A 16910-nucleotide genomic window follows, 5' to 3' on the forward strand; every position below is an offset into this window, starting at 1 on the left:
TCGTGAGGGAGGTGCTGACCGATGGTCGCCGCTGTGACGCGGCGCGCTCTCGTCTGCGCGCCCTACGACGCCTCCCCCCCACCCCCTGCCTGCCGGCTGACCTTCCGTGCGCTGACGCACCCTCCGGCGGGCCCTCCCGCAGGAGATCACCGCAGTGCCCAAGCACTTCAACGACCACGAGTCCTTCGCCCGCATCCGTACCAAGGGCGGCGGTAGGCGCGGTTTCGACGACGACGCCCACGAGCAGGCGTTCACCGACCACGCCGACCACCAGCCCGACGGGGACGGTGCCGGCGACCTCGCCCCCGGCCAGTCCTCCGACGGCCCGCCGGAGGGCGACCGCTGGTCCACCTGGGACCAGTCCACCCCGACCGAGAAGGGCCCCGAGCCGCGCCCGGACTGGGTGGTGACCGAACTCGCGGCGGTCGACACCGAGTTCGGCATCCTGAAGACCGGCAAGGAGGCGGACGTCTTCCTGCTGGAGCGCGCCGTGCCCGGCACCGACCGCCGTACCCTGCTGGCCGCCAAGCGCTACCGCGACGGCCGGCACCGGATGTTCCACCGTGACTCCGGCTACCTGGAGGGCCGCGGCCACAAGGAGTCCCGGGTCAGCCGGGCGATGGCCAAGCGGACCGAGTTCGGCAGGCAGGCGATCGCCGGCCAGTGGGCGGCGGCCGAGTTCGCCGCGCTCTGCCGGCTCTGGTCGGCGGGGGTGGCGGTGCCCTACCCGGTGCAGATCCTCGGCACCGAGATCCTGATGGAGTTCATCGGTGACGAGTCCGGTGCCGCGGCTCCGCGGCTGGCCCAGGTCCGGCCCGAGGAGGCCGACCTGGCCGACCTCTGGGAGCAACTCGGCACCGCGCTCGGGTCGTTGGCCCGGGACGGGTACGCGCACGGCGACCTCTCCGCCTACAACATCCTGGTCCACCGGGGCCGGCTGGTGATCATCGACGTGCCGCAGATCGTCGACGTGGTCGCCAATCCGCGCGGACGCACTTTCCTGGAGCGCGACGTGCGCAACGTCGGTGCCTGGTTCGTCGCCCGCGGCCTGCCCACCGCCCTGGTCGACGAGTTGTCCCGGGAGTTGGCCTTCGAGGCCCGGTTGGACTGAGGCGCCGCGGCCGGCGGGCCGCCGGGTCGGGCCGCGGCTCCCGTCCCGGCGGCCCGGCCGGTCGGCCCACCACACCCCGGGGGGCGGCGGCCGGCTCGGCGCGGTCGGTGCGCTCACCGGAGTTCGTCGTGCCGCGGTCGGTTCTCCCGGCTCGACGGCACCGCGGGTCAGGCCGCCGGTCGCCAGCCCAGCGCGGGGCCGAGCCTGGTGGCGATGTCCGTGAGGATCTGGACGTAGTCGTCGCGGTCGAACGTGAAGGGCAGCGCGAAGGCGACCTCGTCGACCTCGCGGAAGGCCGCGTGGGAGTAGAGCCGTTCGGCGATCTCCGCGGAGCCGCCGACCAGGTCGGGGGCGTACATCAGGCGGGCCGGCCCCTGCGGCGCGGCGGTACGCGGCGCCCGCCGGCGCGCGTACCGCGCGTACTTGGCCCGTTGCTCCCGCGTGGCGGTGTCGGTGGGGATCACCACGAGGCCCTGGGAGACCCGGGCGCGGTCGCCCTCGGGGTGGTGGGCCCGGAACGTCCTGATGTGCGACAACTGGATCTCGGCGAAGTCCTCGGACTCCTCGGCCCTCACCACGCTGCTGGTCAGGAGGTTCATCCCGTGCTCACCGGCCCACCGGGCCGACCGCAGGCTGGCGCCGCCGTACCACAGACGGCGCGCCAGCCCCGGAGCGTGCGGCTGCACCCGCCTCGAGAACACCTCGATGCCCTCGGTCCCGCCGAAGTCGCTGGCCGGCTCGCCGCGGACGAAGTCCAGCAGCCGCCGGACCCGGTCGTAGCCGAAGTCCTCGCTCTCGCCGGTGTCGGGGTAGAGCGCGTCCTTGACCCGGTCGTAGTGGGTCGGCGGTCCCACGCTCACACCCGGGTTGAGGCGGCCACCGGAGAGGATGTCGACCGTCGCCAGGTCCTCGGCCAGCCGCAGCGGGTTCTCCCAGCCCAGGGGTATGACCGCCGTGCCCAGGCTGATCCGGCTGGTGCGCTGCGAGGCCGCCGCCAGGACGGCCACCGGGGAGGAGATGCCGTACTGCAGGTGACGATGGCGCACCCAGGCGCTGTCGAAGCCGAGTTGCTCGCCCAGGTCGATGAGGTCGAGCGTCGCCTCGTGACCTCGTCGGGGGTCGTCCTCCTCGAACAGCCCGATCGTCAGGAAGCCCAACTTCCGCAGTGGCTCCGAGGTCAGCGGCACAGCTTCCTCCATCGTCCGCGCAACGGCCGGGCGCACACCGGGCGGGTGCGCCCGGCAGCCGACTGTAGCCGAGGCGGCGGCCACGGGGACGGCGGAGGCCGAGGTGCCACCGTCGCCGCCCGGCAGCCGTACCCGGGACCCGGAGCCGGGCGGCACCCACGCCGTGCTGCGCTCCTTCGCCCCGGTGATGCGCCCGGGCCGGGCTTTCGCCCGGCCGTCCCGGCGCCGGCGGGCACCCAATGAGATTGTGCGCCATGGGTATTGAGATGGCTTCAACAAAATGTGACACTGAGGTGCCGGCAGGAGGCGCCTGACTCCGTCCGGTGCCGGTGGTCCCTGCCCTCCGCCCGATCGCCGATGTCGTCGACGGGCGGAACCGAGCCGTCACAGCACTCGACCCGCCATCACACCGAACGCAACGGCGCGCTCCACGCCCTTGGGACGTCCGGCCGTTGCCGCCCGGCTCCTGCGCTCCGTCACGGTACTCGGGAAAGGAACCGATCCATGCCGGCACGCACCATCCAAGGCGCCTCCGTGGAGTCCGTCTACGCGGAGATCCTCCGACGCAATCCCGGTGAGTCCGAGTTCCACCAGGCGGCGCGCGAGGTGCTGGACAGCCTGGCACCGGTGCTCGCGGCGCGGCCGGAGTACGCCCGGGCCAAGCTGATCGAGCGGATCGCCGAGCCGGAGCGGCAGGTCATGTTCCGGGTGCCGTGGCTGGACGACGCGGGCGTCATCCAGGTCAACCGCGGCTTCCGGGTCGAGTTCAACAGCGCGCTCGGCCCGTACAAGGGCGGTCTGCGCTTCCACCCGTCGGTGAACCTCGGCATCGTGAAGTTCCTCGGCTTCGAGCAGATCTTCAAGAACGCCCTGACCGGTCTGAACATCGGCGGCGGCAAGGGCGGCAGCGACTTCGACCCGCGCGGTCGCAGCGACAACGAGGTGATGCGTTTCTGTCAGTCGTTCATGACCGAGCTCCACCGGCACCTGGGCGAGCACACCGATGTACCAGCCGGTGACATCGGCGTCGGCGGCCGCGAGATCGGCTTCCTGTTCGGCCAGTACCGCCGGATCACCAACCGCTGGGAAGCCGGTGTGCTGACCGGCAAGGGCCTGGCCTGGGGCGGCTCGCAGGCCCGGACGGAGGCCACCGGCTACGGCAACGTGCTGTTCACCGCCGAGATGCTGAAGAAGCGCGGCGAGGACCTGGACGGCCAGACGGTCGTCGTCTCCGGTTCCGGCAACGTCGCGATCTACTCGATCGAGAAGGCCCAGGCGCTCGGCGCGAACGTGATCACGGCGTCCGACTCGCAGGGCTACGTCGTGGACGACAAGGGCATCGACGTCGCTCTGCTCAAGCAGATCAAGGAGGTCGAGCGCGGCCGCGTCAGCGACTACGCCGAGCGCCGCGGCGACTCCGCCCGCTACGTCACCGGCGGCAGCGTGTGGGACGTCGCCGCCGACGTCGCCCTGCCCTCCGCCACCCAGAACGAGCTGGGCGCCGAGGCCGCGGCCGTCCTGGTGCGCAACGGCGTCAAGGCCGTCTCGGAGGGGGCCAACATGCCCACCACCCCCGAGGCCGTGCGCATCCTCCGGGAGGCCGGTGTCGCGTTCGGCCCGGGCAAGGCCGCCAACGCGGGCGGCGTTGCCACCAGCGGCCTGGAGATGGCGCAGAACGCCGGCCGCGAGGTCTGGTCGTTCACCCAGGTCGAGGACCGCCTTGCGGGCATCATGCGCGACATCCACGACACCTGCTTCGAGACCGCCGCCCGCTACGGCTCCCCCGGCGACTACGTCACCGGCGCCAACATCGCCGGCTTCGAACGCGTCGCGGACGCGATGCTCGCCCAGGGTCTGATCTGACGCTTCGGTCGCCCGACCCGTGCCGCGGCGAGGCTCGGGCCGGGATGACGGCGTCGACCAGGGCGGCGGCCACCTCGCCCGGCAGCCGGGTGCGGTGGTCCCGCGCGGCCTGCTCGACGCCATCGCCGGGACCACCGCGATGAAGCGCGCGGCCGAGCCCGCCGAGATCGCCGAGATCGCCGCATTCCCCACCTCACCGGAGGCCGGCCACGGCACCGGCGCCACCGTCGCCGTCGCCGGAGGCCGCACCGCCACCTGGAGCCGCCTACCCTGAGAGAGAACGACGCCCATGGGCAACACCGTGTACGACCTCGTCGCCGAATGAGAAGCCGGAGTGGCCGGAACACCTACGGGGATCCGCCGGCAGAGTTCCCACGGTTCACGCATGAAGGGGCACGGCCATGAACAGGCTGGACGGCAAGGTCGCCCTCGTCACCGGCGGCAACAGCGGTATCGGATTCGCCATCGCGCGGAGGTTCGTGGAGGAAGGCGCCTTCGTCTTCATCACCGGGCGGCGCCGGCCCGAACTGGACAGGGCGAGGGACGAGATCGGCCGGAACGTCATGGCCGTCCAGGGCGATGTCACCGTCTCCGCCGACCTCGACCGCCTCTTCCGGACCATCGCGGAGGAGAAGGGGCGGATCGACGTCGTCGTCGCCAACTCGGGTCTGGTCAAGCCGCAGGAGTTCGGTCGGATCACCGAGGAGGGCTTCGACCGCACCTTCGATCTCAACGCCCGCGGCACCCTCTTCACGGCCCAGAGGGCGCTGCCGCTGATGGAAGACGGCGGATCGATCATCCTCGTCGGCTCGATCGCCGCCTACCTGGGGATCGAGAAGTACACCACCTACAACGCCACCAAAGCCGCCGTGCGCTCCTACGCCCGCACCTGGACCAAGGAGCTGGGGGACCGCGGCATCCGGGTCAACACCCTCAGTCCCGGCCCGATCGACACCCCGATCATGGACAGCCAGGCGGACTCCAAGGAAGCCGCCGACGCGATCAGGGAGGCCTTCGCATCGGCCATCCCCCTCGGACGCATGGGACGCCCGGAGGAAGTCGCCGCCGCCGCCCTCTTCCTCGCGTCCGACGAGAGCAGCTTCTGCGCGGGCATGGACCTGTGCGTCGACGGCGGCATGGGCCAGGTCTGAGGCCGGGGCCCGGCGGAGCCGGGAATCCCGGCTCCCCCGACATCCGCGACGCGCCGGCGCGTGCCCGGCGTTCACGCCGACATGGCCTGCGCCCCGGGGTCGGCTTCCTCCGCGCAGGCCGCCGCCAGGTCGTCGAGTGACAGCCCCAGGGCGTGGGCCAGGGCTGCCACGGTGAAGAAGGCCGGAGTCGGGGCCCGGCCGGTCTCGATCTTGCGGAGCGTTTCCGCGGACACCCCAGCCGCTGCCGCCACGTCCACCATGCTGCGATCGCCGCGGGCCTGGCGGAGCAGGGCGCCGAAGCGCTCTCCGCGTCGCCGCTCCTGCGGACTCAAGGGAACTCTCACCATGCCCGTGATACTAATACCGGTATAGATATTGGGTGGCATCGCATCACAGGGAGTCCTGACACATGGTGGAGATCAAGACCGACACGGCGCTGGAGACGATGCGGGAAGCCGGCCGCATCGTGGCCAACGCACTCGCGGCCGTCCGCGCGGCGGCAGCCGTGGGACTGCGCCTACGCGAGCTCGACGAAGCCGCCCGGGCCGTTCTGACCACGGCCGGGGCACGCTCTCCGTTCCTGGGCTACCGGCCCTCCTTCGCCCCGGTCCCCTTCCCCGCCGTGATCTGCGCCTCCGTGAACGACGCCGTCGCGCACGGCATCCCCGACGGCTACCGCCTGCGCGACGGCGACCTGGTCAGCATCGACTGCGGAGCCGAGCTCGACGGTTGGACCGGGGACGCCGCGATCAGCTTCACCGTCGGCACCCCTCGCCCCGCCGACCTCGAACTCATCGCCGCCACCCAGCGGGCGCTGGACGCCGGCATCGCCGCCGCCACCGTCGGCCACCGCATCGGAGACATCTCCCATGCCATCAGCACGGTCGCCCGCAAGGCCGACTGCGGCATGCCGGCCGACTTCGGCGGCCACGGCATCGGCCGCCGGATGCACGAGGACCCCCACCTCCCCAACCACGGACGACCCGGCCGCGGTTTCCCCCTGCGCCACGGCCTCACCCTCGCCGTCGAACCCATGCTCATGGCCGGAGGACGCAACGACTACCGCACCGACCGCGACGGATGGACCCTGCGCACGATCGACGGCAGCCGAGCCGCCCACATCGAACACACCATCGCCATCACCGAGGACGGCCCCCGGATCCTCACCCTGCCCTGACCTCGGATCCGCTCCCACCCGGTGACCGGACGACATCGGCCACCTCGGGAGGCACGGCCCAGCGGTCACCGCCTCCCGGCGCGGAGCCCCGCCGCGTCGGAAGTGCGGACGTGCTGGGCGAGGAAGAGGGCCGCGCGGTCCAGCGCCTGGTCAGCCTCGTCGAGGACACCGGCGAAGGCCTGGAACACATGGGGCACGTCGGCGGTGACGTCGAGGATCACGTCCACTCCGGCGGACCGGGCCCGGGCGGCGATGCGGGTGGAGTCGTCCAGGAGCACCTCGTTCGCACCCGCCTGGACGAGCATCGGCGGGAAACCGGTCAGGTCGGCGAGGACGGCCGGGCTGAGCATGGGCTGGTGCGGATCGGCTCCGGCGAGGTACATGGCTCCGGTGTGCTCCAGGCCCTCGCGGGTGAAGAACGGGTCGACGCCCGCCTTGCCGTCCATGCTCTCCCCCGTCCGGGTGGCGTCCAGGCCGGGAGAGAACACCACGATGGCGGCGGGCAGCGGGAGGCCGGCGTCGCGGGCGGCGAGGCAGGTGGTGACGGAGAGGCCGCCACCGGCGGAGTCCCCGGCGAACGCGATGGCCGAGGGGTCCTCACCGCTGTCGAGCAGGGCGCGGTAGGCGCTCAGGGCGTCTTCGATCGCGGCCGGGAACGGGTGCTCGGGGGCGAGCCGGTAGTCCAGCGAGTACGACCCGAAGCCGGTCCTGGCCACGAGGTGCCCCGTCAGCGACAGCGCTGTCTCCGGGGAGCCGCACACGAAGCCGCCGCCGTGGAAGTACAGGATCGTCCCGGTGCGCGGGCCGTCCTCCGGCTCGACGCGCAGTGCGGGTCGGTCGCCGAGCTCCGTCCGCGTGGTGCGGATGGCGTCGGGCACGATCATCTGGGCCATCAGCGCCCTGAACCCGGCTCGGATCGCCTCGACCGACCGGGGGCCCTCGGGCCGGGGCTGCCGCAGCATCGCGTCGATCCGGGCGCGCTGTTCCTTGCTCATGCGAGTGCTCCCGTCGTAAGTACCTTCCATTACACTATATGCCGTGGCATCTAAATCAAGTGGTGATCCTGTCGACCTCCCACGCTTCTTCGCCGACCTCGTCCGCTGTGAGACGCGGCTGTACAACGCGCTCAACGACCGACTTCGCGAGCGGCACGGGATCGTCACGTCGCAGTTCGAGTTCCTGCGCCACCTCCGTGACCACCCCGGGTCCCGGGTGGCGGACCTGGCCGCCGAGTTCGCCGTCGGCATCGGGGCCACCAGCAAGGGCGTCGACCGCCTGGAACGGCAGGGATGGGTGGCCCGCCGGCCGAATCCGGCGGACCGCCGGTCGTCACTGCTGGTCCTGACCGACGACGGCCTGCGGTTGGTCGACGCGGCGGAAGGGACCTTCAGCGAGCGGCTGGCCGAGCTGATCACCGGCGCACTCGAGGCGTCCCCGGTGGCGGCCACCGCTCAGGCCCTCTCGGAGCTGCGCTCCTCCCTGGAACGCGACCAGATCGGCACGCCCACGGGCTGACGGGGTCACCCGACCCGGCCGGCACGGCCGGGGTCGTCAGCCTGGTCTCAGGCGGCCCCGGCGCCCGTCGCCAGATCGGTGGCACAGTACCGACACTTGCGAGCATCCGCCGGCAGGTCCTCGGACCGGCAGGCCGGGCACGTCTTCACCGGCGTCGGGTCGCTGAACACCGTGACTCCGCGGCGGGCCTGGACGTGCTTGTACGGGACGACGATGAGGAAGTAGACGACCGCGATGAAGATGAGGAAGTAGACGAGCGCCGAGACGAAGGCGCCGATGTTCACGTAGGTGGCGGTGTTGCCGGGCTCGCCGAGCTGGACTCCGAGAGCGACGGACCTTCCGCCCTGCGCTCTGGTGATGATCGGGTTGATGATGCTGTCGGTGAACGCCTTGATGAGGGTGCTGAAGGCCAGTGCGATGATCAGCCCCACGGCCACGACGACGACGTCGCCGCGCATCATGAAGTTCTTGAAGCCCTTCAGCATGCCGTTCTCCTTGGATGGTTCCACCAAGGCCAGCTGACGTGATCGTCATTGGCGGCGCAAGTTCTGTGCCCTGGAAGGGTGATGCCTGCCTTGGAGCGGGCAGGGAGGCCGCCGGGCTCGCGCATGGTCCTGCCGGTGGCTGGCGGGGCCACGGCGGACGGCTGCCCGGCGCGCCGGGCACCACGGTTTCCCGACGGCGGGTGGGTGGCTGGTTCCGGCCTCGGAGGATCTGACCCGGTGACCCCTCGACCCCCGACCGATGCGCTCAGGCCAGCTCGAGCGGGAGCGACTTGATGCCGTTGATGAAGTTGGAGACCAGGCGACGCGGTGGTCCGGCGAGGTCGAGGGCCGGCAGGAGGATCGCGGCCTCCCGGTAGAGCGCCGCGAGCTGGATCTGGGCGAAGCGGGCGCCGAGGCACCGGTGGGGGCCGGTACCGAAGGAGAGGTGAGGGTTCGGGTCGCGGCCGAGGTCGAGGCGGTGGGGGTCGGCGAAGACCGCGGCGTCGAAGTTGGCGGAGGCGTGGAAGACGACGACCTTGTCGCCCGCGCGGATGGCCACCCCCGCGAGGTGCGTGTCGCGGGCGGCGGTGCGACGGAAGCTGAGGACGGGCGGGTGCCAGCGCAGCAGCTCCTCGACGGCCGGGGCGAGCGGCACCGTGCCGTCGCGCAGACCGCGGTACGCGTCCGGGTGCTGGGCGAGCGCGAGCAAGCCGCCGGGGGCAGCACTGCGGACCGTGTCGTTCCCGGCGACGGTGAGGAGGAAGAAGAACATCTCCAGCTCCGCGTCCCCCAGCGGCGCGCCGCCCGAACCGCCCGGGTTCCCGGACGCGTGTGCCTGGGCGAGGCTGGTCATGATGTCGTCCCCCGGGTGGCGCAGCTTGTGGCGGGCCAGCTCGCGCGCGTAGCCGAACATCTCGGCGAGCCGTGCCGGGGACCGCGGATCGACGGGCGTGCCGTCCGCCCCCAGCACCGGCGCCGCGGGCGCCTCGTCCGGGTCCTGGTACCCGATCACCCGGCGGGTCCAGTCGAGCAGCAGGCCGCGGTCGCTGTGCGGGACGCCGAGCAGGTCGGCCAGGTTGAGCAGGGCGAAGTCGTCGGTGACCGTGGCGACCACGTCGACGCTGCCGTCGCCGTCGCGGGCGGCCCCGCGCGCCGCGTGGAGGAGCGCGGCGGCGCGGGCCCGCGCCGTGGCCGCGAAGCGCTCCATGCGGCCGGGCGCGAAGGCGGCGGACACCAGCGTGCGCAGCCGGGAGTGCTGGGGCGGGTCCTGGTTGAGCATCACCGAGCGGATGAACGGCAGGTCGGCCGGGTCCGGGTCGCGGATCTGGGTGGCGCCCAGGTGCGAGGAGAAGAGGGTGGCGTCCCTGAGGACGCGGGCGACGTCGCGGTGGCGGGTCACCGCCCAGAAGCCCGGGCCGCCCGGCCAGCCCAGCAGCGCGGGTTCGGGCTGCCAGGCGACGGGGTGCCGCTCTCGCAGTTCACGGAAGGAGTCGTGGGGGATGCCGTGGGCGTACCGGCGGGGATCGAAGACCTCCGGCGGGACGCCCACGGCGGCGGGGTCACTCACGCGGAGCGCTCCCCCGCGTCGTCCGCACGCAGGAAGTCCTCCACGGCGGCGATGAGTTGCAGCGGCGTCTCCTCCACCGGGTAGTGGCCCGCGGCAGGCAGCTCCACCAGGTCGGCGTGGGGGTACCAGCGCAGCCAGGTGCCGCGCATGACGTCGGCGTTCAGGGCCGGGTCCAGCGCGCCGACGACGACCCGCACGGGGAGCGGGCTGCCCTCGATCTCCTCGTGGAAGTCCTCGCCGGCCCAGGAGTCCAGCCAGGCACGGAAGGCCTTGGCGTCGCTGCGCTCCAGTGACTGCGCCACCATCCGGTCGAGCCAGGCCGCCGGGCGTACGCCACCGGTGGTGTGGTCGATGATGGCGCGCCGGTTCCGGGGGATCTCGGCCGCACCGGAGAAGAGTTCCCACTGCTCGGGTGGCATCGGGAAGCCACCGGCCGGCACCGGGTTGAGCCCGACCAGGCGCCTCACCCGCTCGGGCACCGCGGCGAGCACCCGCTGCACGACGCACGCGCCCATGGAGTGGCCGATCAGTGAGTACCGCTCCCACCCCAACGCGTTCGCGAGGGCGACCACGTCCGCGCCGGCCTCGCGCGTGGTGTAGGAGCCGGACGTGTCCTTGGCCTCGCCGTAGCCGCGCAGGTCGACGAAGGCGTAGCTGAAGGAGTCGAGGTCGAGGTCCGGCAACAGGCGCTCGTAGGAGGTGCGGTCGCCGAACCACCCGTGCACGGCGATGACGTGGTGGGCGCCGTGGCCGATGAGGGTGTGCGGGAGGGGCAGAGCGGGCACGTCGACTCCGATCCGATCGTTCGTCAGAACACCCTGGCGACAGGGCCGTCATCACCTTGCCGGTTCGCGCGGCGCGCCGGCAAGACAGCAGGGCCGACAGGACCGGACGCACGAGCCGCCCTCGGCCCGACCGGGCGGCCCCGGCGGCCCGGGCCCGCGTCGTCAGGCGGTGTAGCGCAGCGAACCGGGTGTGGTGAGCACCCGTCCGGTCTCCAGCCAGGTCTTCAGCCCGGAGAGGATCATCGGCCAGCCGCCGTACAGCTCCGGGTTCGCGTTCTCCCGCAGGTGGTCATGGGTGAGGGTGAGCCGGCAGGAGTCGACGACCGACTCGATCTCCCAGCTGACCCGGGAATTGCCCTCGGCGCGCACCTGCTCGCTCCAGAGCGCGACGAAGCTCTGCACCAGTCTCCAAGGCGGGTCGACCTCGATGTTCTCGCCCTCGGCCAGCAGCCCGGGCGTGATCGGCGAGCTGAGCTCCCAACGCCCGCCGACCGTCCAGTCGGAACGGACCTCGGCGCCGAAGGTGTACTTGCCACGGATCTCGGGGTCGGTGATCGCCGTCCACAGGCGCTCCGGGCTGGTGCTGATGTACAGCTCGTAAACCTTCTCCATGGCAATCTCCCGTCCTGCCGGCCCGCGCCCCGGGCCGGCGGCCGCTCGGCCGCCGGCCCTTCCATTGCACCTCGTGACCCGCCCCCGGGCAGGTCGAGCTGTCGCACCCCCGCGAGACTGCCGCACCCTTCCGGAACTTCGCGCCGGGAACCCCGGACCCGTCACACCGGGTTCTCGGCGGAAACCACGTCCGCCCGGCTCGCACCCTGGCGCCCACCACCGGTGCCGCCGTGCCGCTCACCGTCTGTGACCTTAGCGACACCGTCCGCCGCGCCCACTCCCGGTGGCGAGCCGCGCACCGACCGGCACTGGGACCGCGCCGACACCGACCACCGCGAGGCACCACGTCGGCGCGGTTCCGGCTCGCGTCGAGGAGAGTCCGCTCCGGGCCCCGCCAGGAGCGGTGTTCATGCGTATCGCCGGACAGAACCTGGGGGCCCGCGCCCGATGTCCGGACGGCCGCCGCACCGGAGCATCGACGGTGCGGGCGGATCGGCCCGCCCGTGGGTGGCCTCGCCACCGTCCTCGAGACCAGGACCTGAATCATGATCAAGCCGCTCAGCCAGTTGCGCACCCGCTTCGCCGCGACGCTCGCCGCCGGGACCCTCGCCCTCGTGGGGACGGTGGCCCTCACCCCCGGAGTCGCCCAGGCGGCCCCGGCCCTCACCTCGACGTACTGCAGCAACAGCAACAGCCCCGCCCCGCACTACCTGCTGCCCGGTCAGTCCATGGGCGCCGTGAGCTACGTCTGCTCGGGCGACTACATGTTCGCCAGCCAGAACGACGGCAACTTCGTCATCTACAACAACGCCGGCACAGCGGTGTGGGCGTCCGGGACCAACACCGGGTCGCCGAACGTCCTCACCATGGCGACCAACGGCAACCTCATCATCACCAACAGTGCCGACTACCTCCAGTGGGAGACCGGCACCGGCTGGACCGACCATCGGAACTACGGCGCCTACGTGTGCTTCCAGGGCGACGGCAACATGGTTCTCTACGCACCCAACGGCGGGAACCACACCTGCTCCGGCGCCGCCCTGTGGGCCAGCGGCACCTGACAGGGGCCGCGCACCAAGAGCGCGTGACGCTCCGTCACATGCGAATGCCCCGCGCACCCTTGAGCCGGGTGCGCGGGGCCGGACGGTGGATCAGAAGCCGGCCCAGAGGCCGTTGCCGGCGAGCATCTGGGTGCCGCCGCTGACGTGACCCGCACCGTCACCGGGGTAGAACTTGAGGTTGTTGTTCGCGTCGATACCCGCGATACCCAGCTTCCCGGTACCGGTGAAGTCACCGGCCATCACCGCGTGGAAACCCGCCCACAGACCGTTGGTGCCCAGCATCGGCGTGCCACCACTGACATGCCCGGCACCGTCACCCGCGTAGAACATCAGGTTGTTGTTCGCATCGATACCCGCGATACCCAACTTCCCCGTACCGGTGAAGTCACCAGCGGTGATCGCCTTGAAGTTGACCCACGCACCGTTGGTGCCCAACATCGGGATGCCCGCACCGAGATGCCCGGCACCGTCACCCGGATAGAACATCAGGTTGTTGTTCGCATCGATACCCGCGATACCGACGTGCCCCGTCCCCATGAAATCACCAGCGGTGATCGCCTTGAAATTGGCCCACAACCCGTTCGTCCCCGGCATCATGTTGCTGCCACCGGTCAGATGCCCAGCACCGTCACCGGTGTAGAGCATCATGTTGTTGTTCGCATCAATACCAGCGACATCCGCCTTGCCGTCACCATTGAAGTCACCACTGGCGATCGCCTTGAAATTCGCCCACAGACCCGTGGTACCGAGCATCGGAACACCCGGACCACTCACGTCACCCGCACCATCACCCGGGTAGAACTGCATATTGCTGTTCGCGTCAATACCGACCACGTCCAGCTTGCCATCACCATTGAAGTCACCAGCCGCCACCCGCGCCGGACGCGCCGGCGCCGGCGGCGTCTCGTACGGGGTGGCCGGACCACCGACCACCCAGCCGTTGCTGAAGGCCTGGTCCAGCGGGGTGTAGAAGTTCTGCGCCAGCTGGCTGTAGCCCGAGTCGTTCGGGTGCAGGCCGTCGGCGAACTGCCCGGAGGTCAGGGCGGGGGCGTCGACGAACGTGAAGTGCTTGCCCGCCTGCACCTCGCTGGGCGCCCAGGCGCGCAACTGGTCGTTGTAGCTGGTGATCAGGCTCTGCAGGCCCGCGTTCGCCGGGATGCCCGCGGTGGTCGGGATCAGACCCTGCATGATGACCGTGACGCCGGGCTGGTCGGTGAATATCCGGTCGACCAGGGATTCGGCCCGGGCGGCGGCCGTCGCGTGGTCGTCGTCGGTGTTGTTGAGGTCGTTGATGCCGATGTGCAGCAGTACCGCGTCGGGGTGATTGGCCGACAGGTAGCTGTCGACGTTGTTGAGGATGTCCTGGATTTCGTAGCCGCTGTGGCCCTCGTTCGCACTGTCGGCCATGGTGCCGCTGAACTGGGTGCCGACGAAGTTCACGGTGTACCGGCTCTGCTGGTTGACCAGCTGCATCAGCGGGCCGCGGTAGCCGTTCCCGGTCGAGCTCTGGTAGCCGAAGGTGATCGAGTCGCCGAGCGGCATGACCTTCAACTGCGGCGGAGTGCCGGTGGTCGCGGCCACCGCGGGGGTGCTGGCGAGCGGCAGGGTCAGCAGGCCGGCGATGGCGAGGGTGGTCAGAGTGGTGAGACGCTTCATGGTGCGGTCCAAGGAGTGAGGAGGAAGGGGGCGGGGGTTGACTAGAAGCCGGCCCAGAGGCCGTTGCCGGCGAGCATCTGGGTGCCGCCGCTGACGTGACCCGCACCGTCACCGGGGTAGAACTTGAGGTTGTTGTTGGCGTCGATACCCGCGATACCGAGCTTCCCGGTACCGGTGAAGTCACCGGCCATCACCGCGTGGAAACCCGCCCACAGACCGTTGGTGCCCAGCATCGGCGTGCCACCACTGACATGCCCGGCACCGTCACCCGCGTAGAACATCAGGTTGTTGTTCGCATCGATACCCGCGATACCCAACTTCCCCGTCCCGGTGAAGTCACCAGCGGTGATCGCCTTGAAGTTGACCCACGCACCGTTGGTGCCCAACATCGGGATGCCCGCACCGAGATGCCCGGCACCGTCACCCGGGTAGAACATCAGGTTGTTGTTCGCATCGATACCCGCGATACCGACGTGACCCGTCCCCATGAAATCACCAGCGGTGATCGCCTTGAAATTGGCCCACAACCCGTTCGTCCCCGGCATCATGTTGCTGCCACCGGTCAGATGCCCAGCACCATCACCGGTGTAGAGCATCATGTTGTTGTTCGCATCAATACCAGCGACATCCGCCTTGCCGTCACCATTGAAGTCACCACTGGCGATCGCCTTGAAATTCGCCCACAGACCCGTGGTACCGAGCATCGGAACACCCGGACCACTCACGTCACCCGCACCATCACCCGGGTAGAACTGCATGTTGCTGTTCGCGTCAATACCGACCACGTCCAGCTTGCCATCACCATTGAAGTCACCAGCCGCCACCCGCGCCGGACGCGGCGCCGCCGGCGGCGTCGACGGGCCCGACGGGTAAGGATTGGCGGTGTCGGCCGCGAGGTTGGCCGCGGGGCCGCAGGTCGGCCAGGCGTTCTGCCCCTGGGCCGCGAGGATCTTCTCCGCGACCAGGATCTGCTGCTCCTCGGTCGCCAGGTTCGCCTCGGGGGCGTAGGCGGTGCCGCCGTACGCGGCCCAGGTGGAGCTGGAGATCTGCAGGCCACCGTAGTAGCCGTTGCCGGTGTCGATGCTCCAGTTGCCGCTGCTCTCGCACTGGGCGACCTTCTCCCAGGTGGCGACCGAGGCGGCGTGGGCCGAGGGGGCAACGGCGCAGAGCAACGCTCCGGAGAGCAGCGCGGCGAACGCCGCGGACTTGTGAACGGGCTTGAGAGTGGCGGGCCGACGCACGGCGATCCTCCGAGGTTCAGAGCTGAGACGGGGGTTGAGCGGAGATGGGCGGCCCCCAGGGCCAACTGGTCCCTGGGGGCCGGGGGTTGACTAGAAGCCGACCCAGAGGCCGTTGCCGGCGAGCATCTGGGTGCCGCCGCTGACGTGACCCGCACCGTCACCGGGGTAGAACTTGAGGTTGTTGTTCGCATCGATACCCGCGATACCGAGCTTCCCGGTACCGGTGAAGTCACCGGCCATCACCGCGTGGAAACCCGCCCACAGACCGTTGGTGCCCAGCATCGGCGTGCCACCACTGACATGCCCGGCACCGTCACCCGCGTAGAACATCAGGTTGTTGTTCGCATCGATACCCGCGATACCCAACTTCCCCGTACCGGTGAAGTCACCAGCGGTGATCGCCTTGAAGTTGACCCACGCACCATTGGTGCCCAACATCGGGATGCCCGCACCGAGATGCCCGGCACCGTCACCCGGGTAGAACATCAGGTTGTTGTTCGCATCGATACCCGCGATACCGACGTGACCCGTCCCCATGAAATCACCAGCGGTGATCGCCTTGAAATTGGCCCACAACCCGTTCGTCCCCGGCATCATGTTGCTGCCACCGGTCAGATGCCCAGCACCGTCACCGGTGTAGAGCATCATGTTGTTGTTCGCATCAATACCAGCGACATCCGCCTTGCCGTCACCATTGAAGTCACCACTGGCGATCGCCTTGAAATTCGCCCACAGACCCGTGGTACCGAGCATCGGAACACCCGGACCACTCACGTCACCCGCACCATCACCCGGGTAGAACTGCATATTGCTGTTCGCGTCAATACCGACCACGTCCAGCTTGCCATCACCATTGAAGTCACCAGCCGCCACCCGCGCCGGACGCGTCGTGGCCGGCGCGTCGTCGACGATGTTGTTGTAGCGGTAGGCGCCGTAGTAGCTGGTCGGCCAGCCCTCCAGGCTGGAGCTGTTGATGTTGGCCGAGGTCGGGCCGTGCGTCGGGTCGTTGGAGTTGCTCTCGGCGTAGTAGGTGAAGTCACCGTTGGCCTGGTTGGTCCAGTTGGCGAACAGGAAGGTGTGCTCGGCGGTGTAGTCGAGGATGTCGCCGGACTTGAGGTCGGAGAAGTTCTCCTGGGTGGAGACGCTCGGCAGGGTCGAGGTGACCAGGCTGGAGTTGAGGTGCCAGGCCATCGACACGTAGCCGGAACAGTCCTCGCGGTAGGTGGTGCCCTGGGGATCCGCGGCGTAGGCGCCCTGGTTGTACGGGACGTGGTTGTCGACCCAGTACTGGGCGCGGGCCAGCACCTCGCTGCGGGTGATCTGACCGCCGATGCTGGAGGCGGCGTGCGCCTGCGGGGCCACGGTGAACAGGGAGGCGGCGGCACCGGTGGCGACCACGGTGGCGAGGGTGCGCAGGGAGTGGCGGGAGAAGCGGGACAAGGCGAGCCCTTTCTTGGGGTGTGGATTGGCGAACCACATGTACGGCGGATGAGGTGACC

Annotated in this window: 17 protein-coding genes; 7 read left to right on the plus strand and 10 right to left on the minus strand. The window is 70.3% G+C overall.

What is annotated here, in order from left to right; translation table 11 throughout:
* Nucleotides 1-154 precede the first annotated feature (154 nt).
* Complete coding sequence (locus ACIGXM_RS20600; RefSeq protein WP_396562874.1) at nucleotides 155-1111, plus strand: serine protein kinase RIO; 957 nt, start codon at nucleotides 155-157, stop codon at nucleotides 1109-1111.
* 167 nt (nucleotides 1112-1278) lie between these two features.
* Here the strand turns inward: ACIGXM_RS20600 and ACIGXM_RS20605 are convergent, their stop codons facing one another.
* Nucleotides 1279-2298 carry an LLM class flavin-dependent oxidoreductase gene (locus ACIGXM_RS20605; protein ID WP_396562876.1) on the minus strand — a complete coding sequence of 340 codons (1020 nt, stop codon included), beginning with the start codon at nucleotides 2296-2298 and terminating at the stop codon, nucleotides 1279-1281.
* Between the two features lie 504 nt (nucleotides 2299-2802).
* Here ACIGXM_RS20605 and gdhA point away from each other — a divergent pair.
* From gdhA to ACIGXM_RS20620, 3 genes are all read left to right on the plus strand, one after another.
* Nucleotides 2803-4161 (plus strand): NADP-specific glutamate dehydrogenase, encoded by a 1359-nt coding sequence (gdhA, locus tag ACIGXM_RS20610; protein ID WP_396562878.1) that lies wholly within the window; start codon nucleotides 2803-2805, stop codon nucleotides 4159-4161.
* A 19-nt stretch (nucleotides 4162-4180) separates the two neighbouring features.
* Nucleotides 4181-4435 carry a hypothetical protein gene (locus ACIGXM_RS20615; protein ID WP_396562880.1) on the plus strand — a complete coding sequence of 85 codons (255 nt, stop codon included), beginning with the start codon at nucleotides 4181-4183 and terminating at the stop codon, nucleotides 4433-4435.
* Between the two features lie 127 nt (nucleotides 4436-4562).
* Nucleotides 4563-5312 (plus strand): SDR family NAD(P)-dependent oxidoreductase, encoded by a 750-nt coding sequence (locus ACIGXM_RS20620; RefSeq protein ID WP_396562882.1) that lies wholly within the window; start codon nucleotides 4563-4565, stop codon nucleotides 5310-5312.
* A gap of 71 nt (nucleotides 5313-5383) precedes the next feature.
* Here ACIGXM_RS20620 and ACIGXM_RS20625 read toward each other — a convergent pair whose 3' ends face one another.
* Nucleotides 5384-5659, minus strand: a complete 276-nt coding sequence (locus tag ACIGXM_RS20625) for a helix-turn-helix domain-containing protein (RefSeq protein WP_396562884.1) — start codon at nucleotides 5657-5659, stop codon at nucleotides 5384-5386.
* A 62-nt stretch (nucleotides 5660-5721) separates the two neighbouring features.
* On the opposite strand from ACIGXM_RS20625, the gene map reads away from it, so the two are divergent.
* The gene (gene map, locus ACIGXM_RS20630; RefSeq protein WP_396562886.1) at nucleotides 5722-6489 is read left to right on the plus strand and encodes a type I methionyl aminopeptidase; all 768 of its coding nucleotides are present in this window, start codon (nucleotides 5722-5724) and stop codon (nucleotides 6487-6489) included.
* A 65-nt stretch (nucleotides 6490-6554) separates the two neighbouring features.
* On the opposite strand, the gene ACIGXM_RS20635 is transcribed toward map, so the two are convergent.
* Nucleotides 6555-7484, minus strand: coding sequence for an alpha/beta hydrolase (locus ACIGXM_RS20635; RefSeq protein ID WP_396562888.1), 930 nt, complete (start codon nucleotides 7482-7484; stop codon nucleotides 6555-6557).
* Nucleotides 7485-7527: 43 nt separating this feature from the next.
* Here ACIGXM_RS20635 and ACIGXM_RS20640 point away from each other — a divergent pair, with 43 nt between their 5' ends.
* The gene (locus ACIGXM_RS20640) at nucleotides 7528-8004 is read left to right on the plus strand and encodes a MarR family winged helix-turn-helix transcriptional regulator (protein WP_396562890.1); all 477 of its coding nucleotides are present in this window, start codon (nucleotides 7528-7530) and stop codon (nucleotides 8002-8004) included.
* A gap of 47 nt (nucleotides 8005-8051) precedes the next feature.
* Here the strand turns inward: ACIGXM_RS20640 and ACIGXM_RS20645 are convergent, their stop codons facing one another.
* The 4 genes from ACIGXM_RS20645 to ACIGXM_RS20660 form a co-directional block, all read right to left on the minus strand.
* Complete coding sequence (locus ACIGXM_RS20645; RefSeq protein WP_396562892.1) at nucleotides 8052-8489, minus strand: MscL family protein; 438 nt, start codon at nucleotides 8487-8489, stop codon at nucleotides 8052-8054.
* Nucleotides 8490-8754: 265 nt separating this feature from the next.
* Complete coding sequence (locus ACIGXM_RS20650) at nucleotides 8755-10056, minus strand: cytochrome P450 (protein ID WP_396562894.1); 1302 nt, start codon at nucleotides 10054-10056, stop codon at nucleotides 8755-8757.
* Nucleotides 10053-10841, minus strand: coding sequence for an alpha/beta fold hydrolase (locus tag ACIGXM_RS20655; protein ID WP_396562896.1), 789 nt, complete (start codon nucleotides 10839-10841; stop codon nucleotides 10053-10055). The genes ACIGXM_RS20650 and ACIGXM_RS20655 overlap by 4 nt, the downstream gene beginning before the upstream one ends.
* A gap of 162 nt (nucleotides 10842-11003) precedes the next feature.
* Nucleotides 11004-11453 carry an SRPBCC family protein gene (locus tag ACIGXM_RS20660; protein ID WP_396562898.1) on the minus strand — a complete coding sequence of 150 codons (450 nt, stop codon included), beginning with the start codon at nucleotides 11451-11453 and terminating at the stop codon, nucleotides 11004-11006.
* A 545-nt stretch (nucleotides 11454-11998) separates the two neighbouring features.
* Here ACIGXM_RS20660 and ACIGXM_RS20665 point away from each other — a divergent pair.
* Entirely contained in the window at nucleotides 11999-12514 is a 516-nt protein-coding gene (locus ACIGXM_RS20665) for a hypothetical protein (protein ID WP_396562900.1), read from the plus strand.
* 90 nt (nucleotides 12515-12604) lie between these two features.
* Here the strand turns inward: ACIGXM_RS20665 and ACIGXM_RS20670 are convergent, their stop codons facing one another.
* The 3 genes from ACIGXM_RS20670 to ACIGXM_RS20680 all read right to left on the minus strand — a co-directional run bounded on the left by ACIGXM_RS20670 (nucleotide 12605) and on the right by ACIGXM_RS20680 (nucleotide 16851).
* Nucleotides 12605-14170, minus strand: coding sequence for a GDSL-type esterase/lipase family protein (locus ACIGXM_RS20670; RefSeq protein ID WP_396562902.1), 1566 nt, complete (start codon nucleotides 14168-14170; stop codon nucleotides 12605-12607).
* Nucleotides 14171-14211: 41 nt separating this feature from the next.
* Entirely contained in the window at nucleotides 14212-15411 is a 1200-nt protein-coding gene (locus ACIGXM_RS20675; protein ID WP_396562904.1) for a transglycosylase family protein, read from the minus strand.
* Between the two features lie 90 nt (nucleotides 15412-15501).
* Nucleotides 15502-16851 carry an FG-GAP repeat domain-containing protein gene (locus ACIGXM_RS20680; RefSeq protein WP_396562906.1) on the minus strand — a complete coding sequence of 450 codons (1350 nt, stop codon included), beginning with the start codon at nucleotides 16849-16851 and terminating at the stop codon, nucleotides 15502-15504.
* Nucleotides 16852-16910 lie beyond the last annotated feature (59 nt).

This window comes from Kitasatospora sp. NPDC052896 (genome assembly GCF_044547075.1).
GTDB lineage: Bacteria > Actinomycetota > Actinomycetes > Streptomycetales > Streptomycetaceae > Kitasatospora.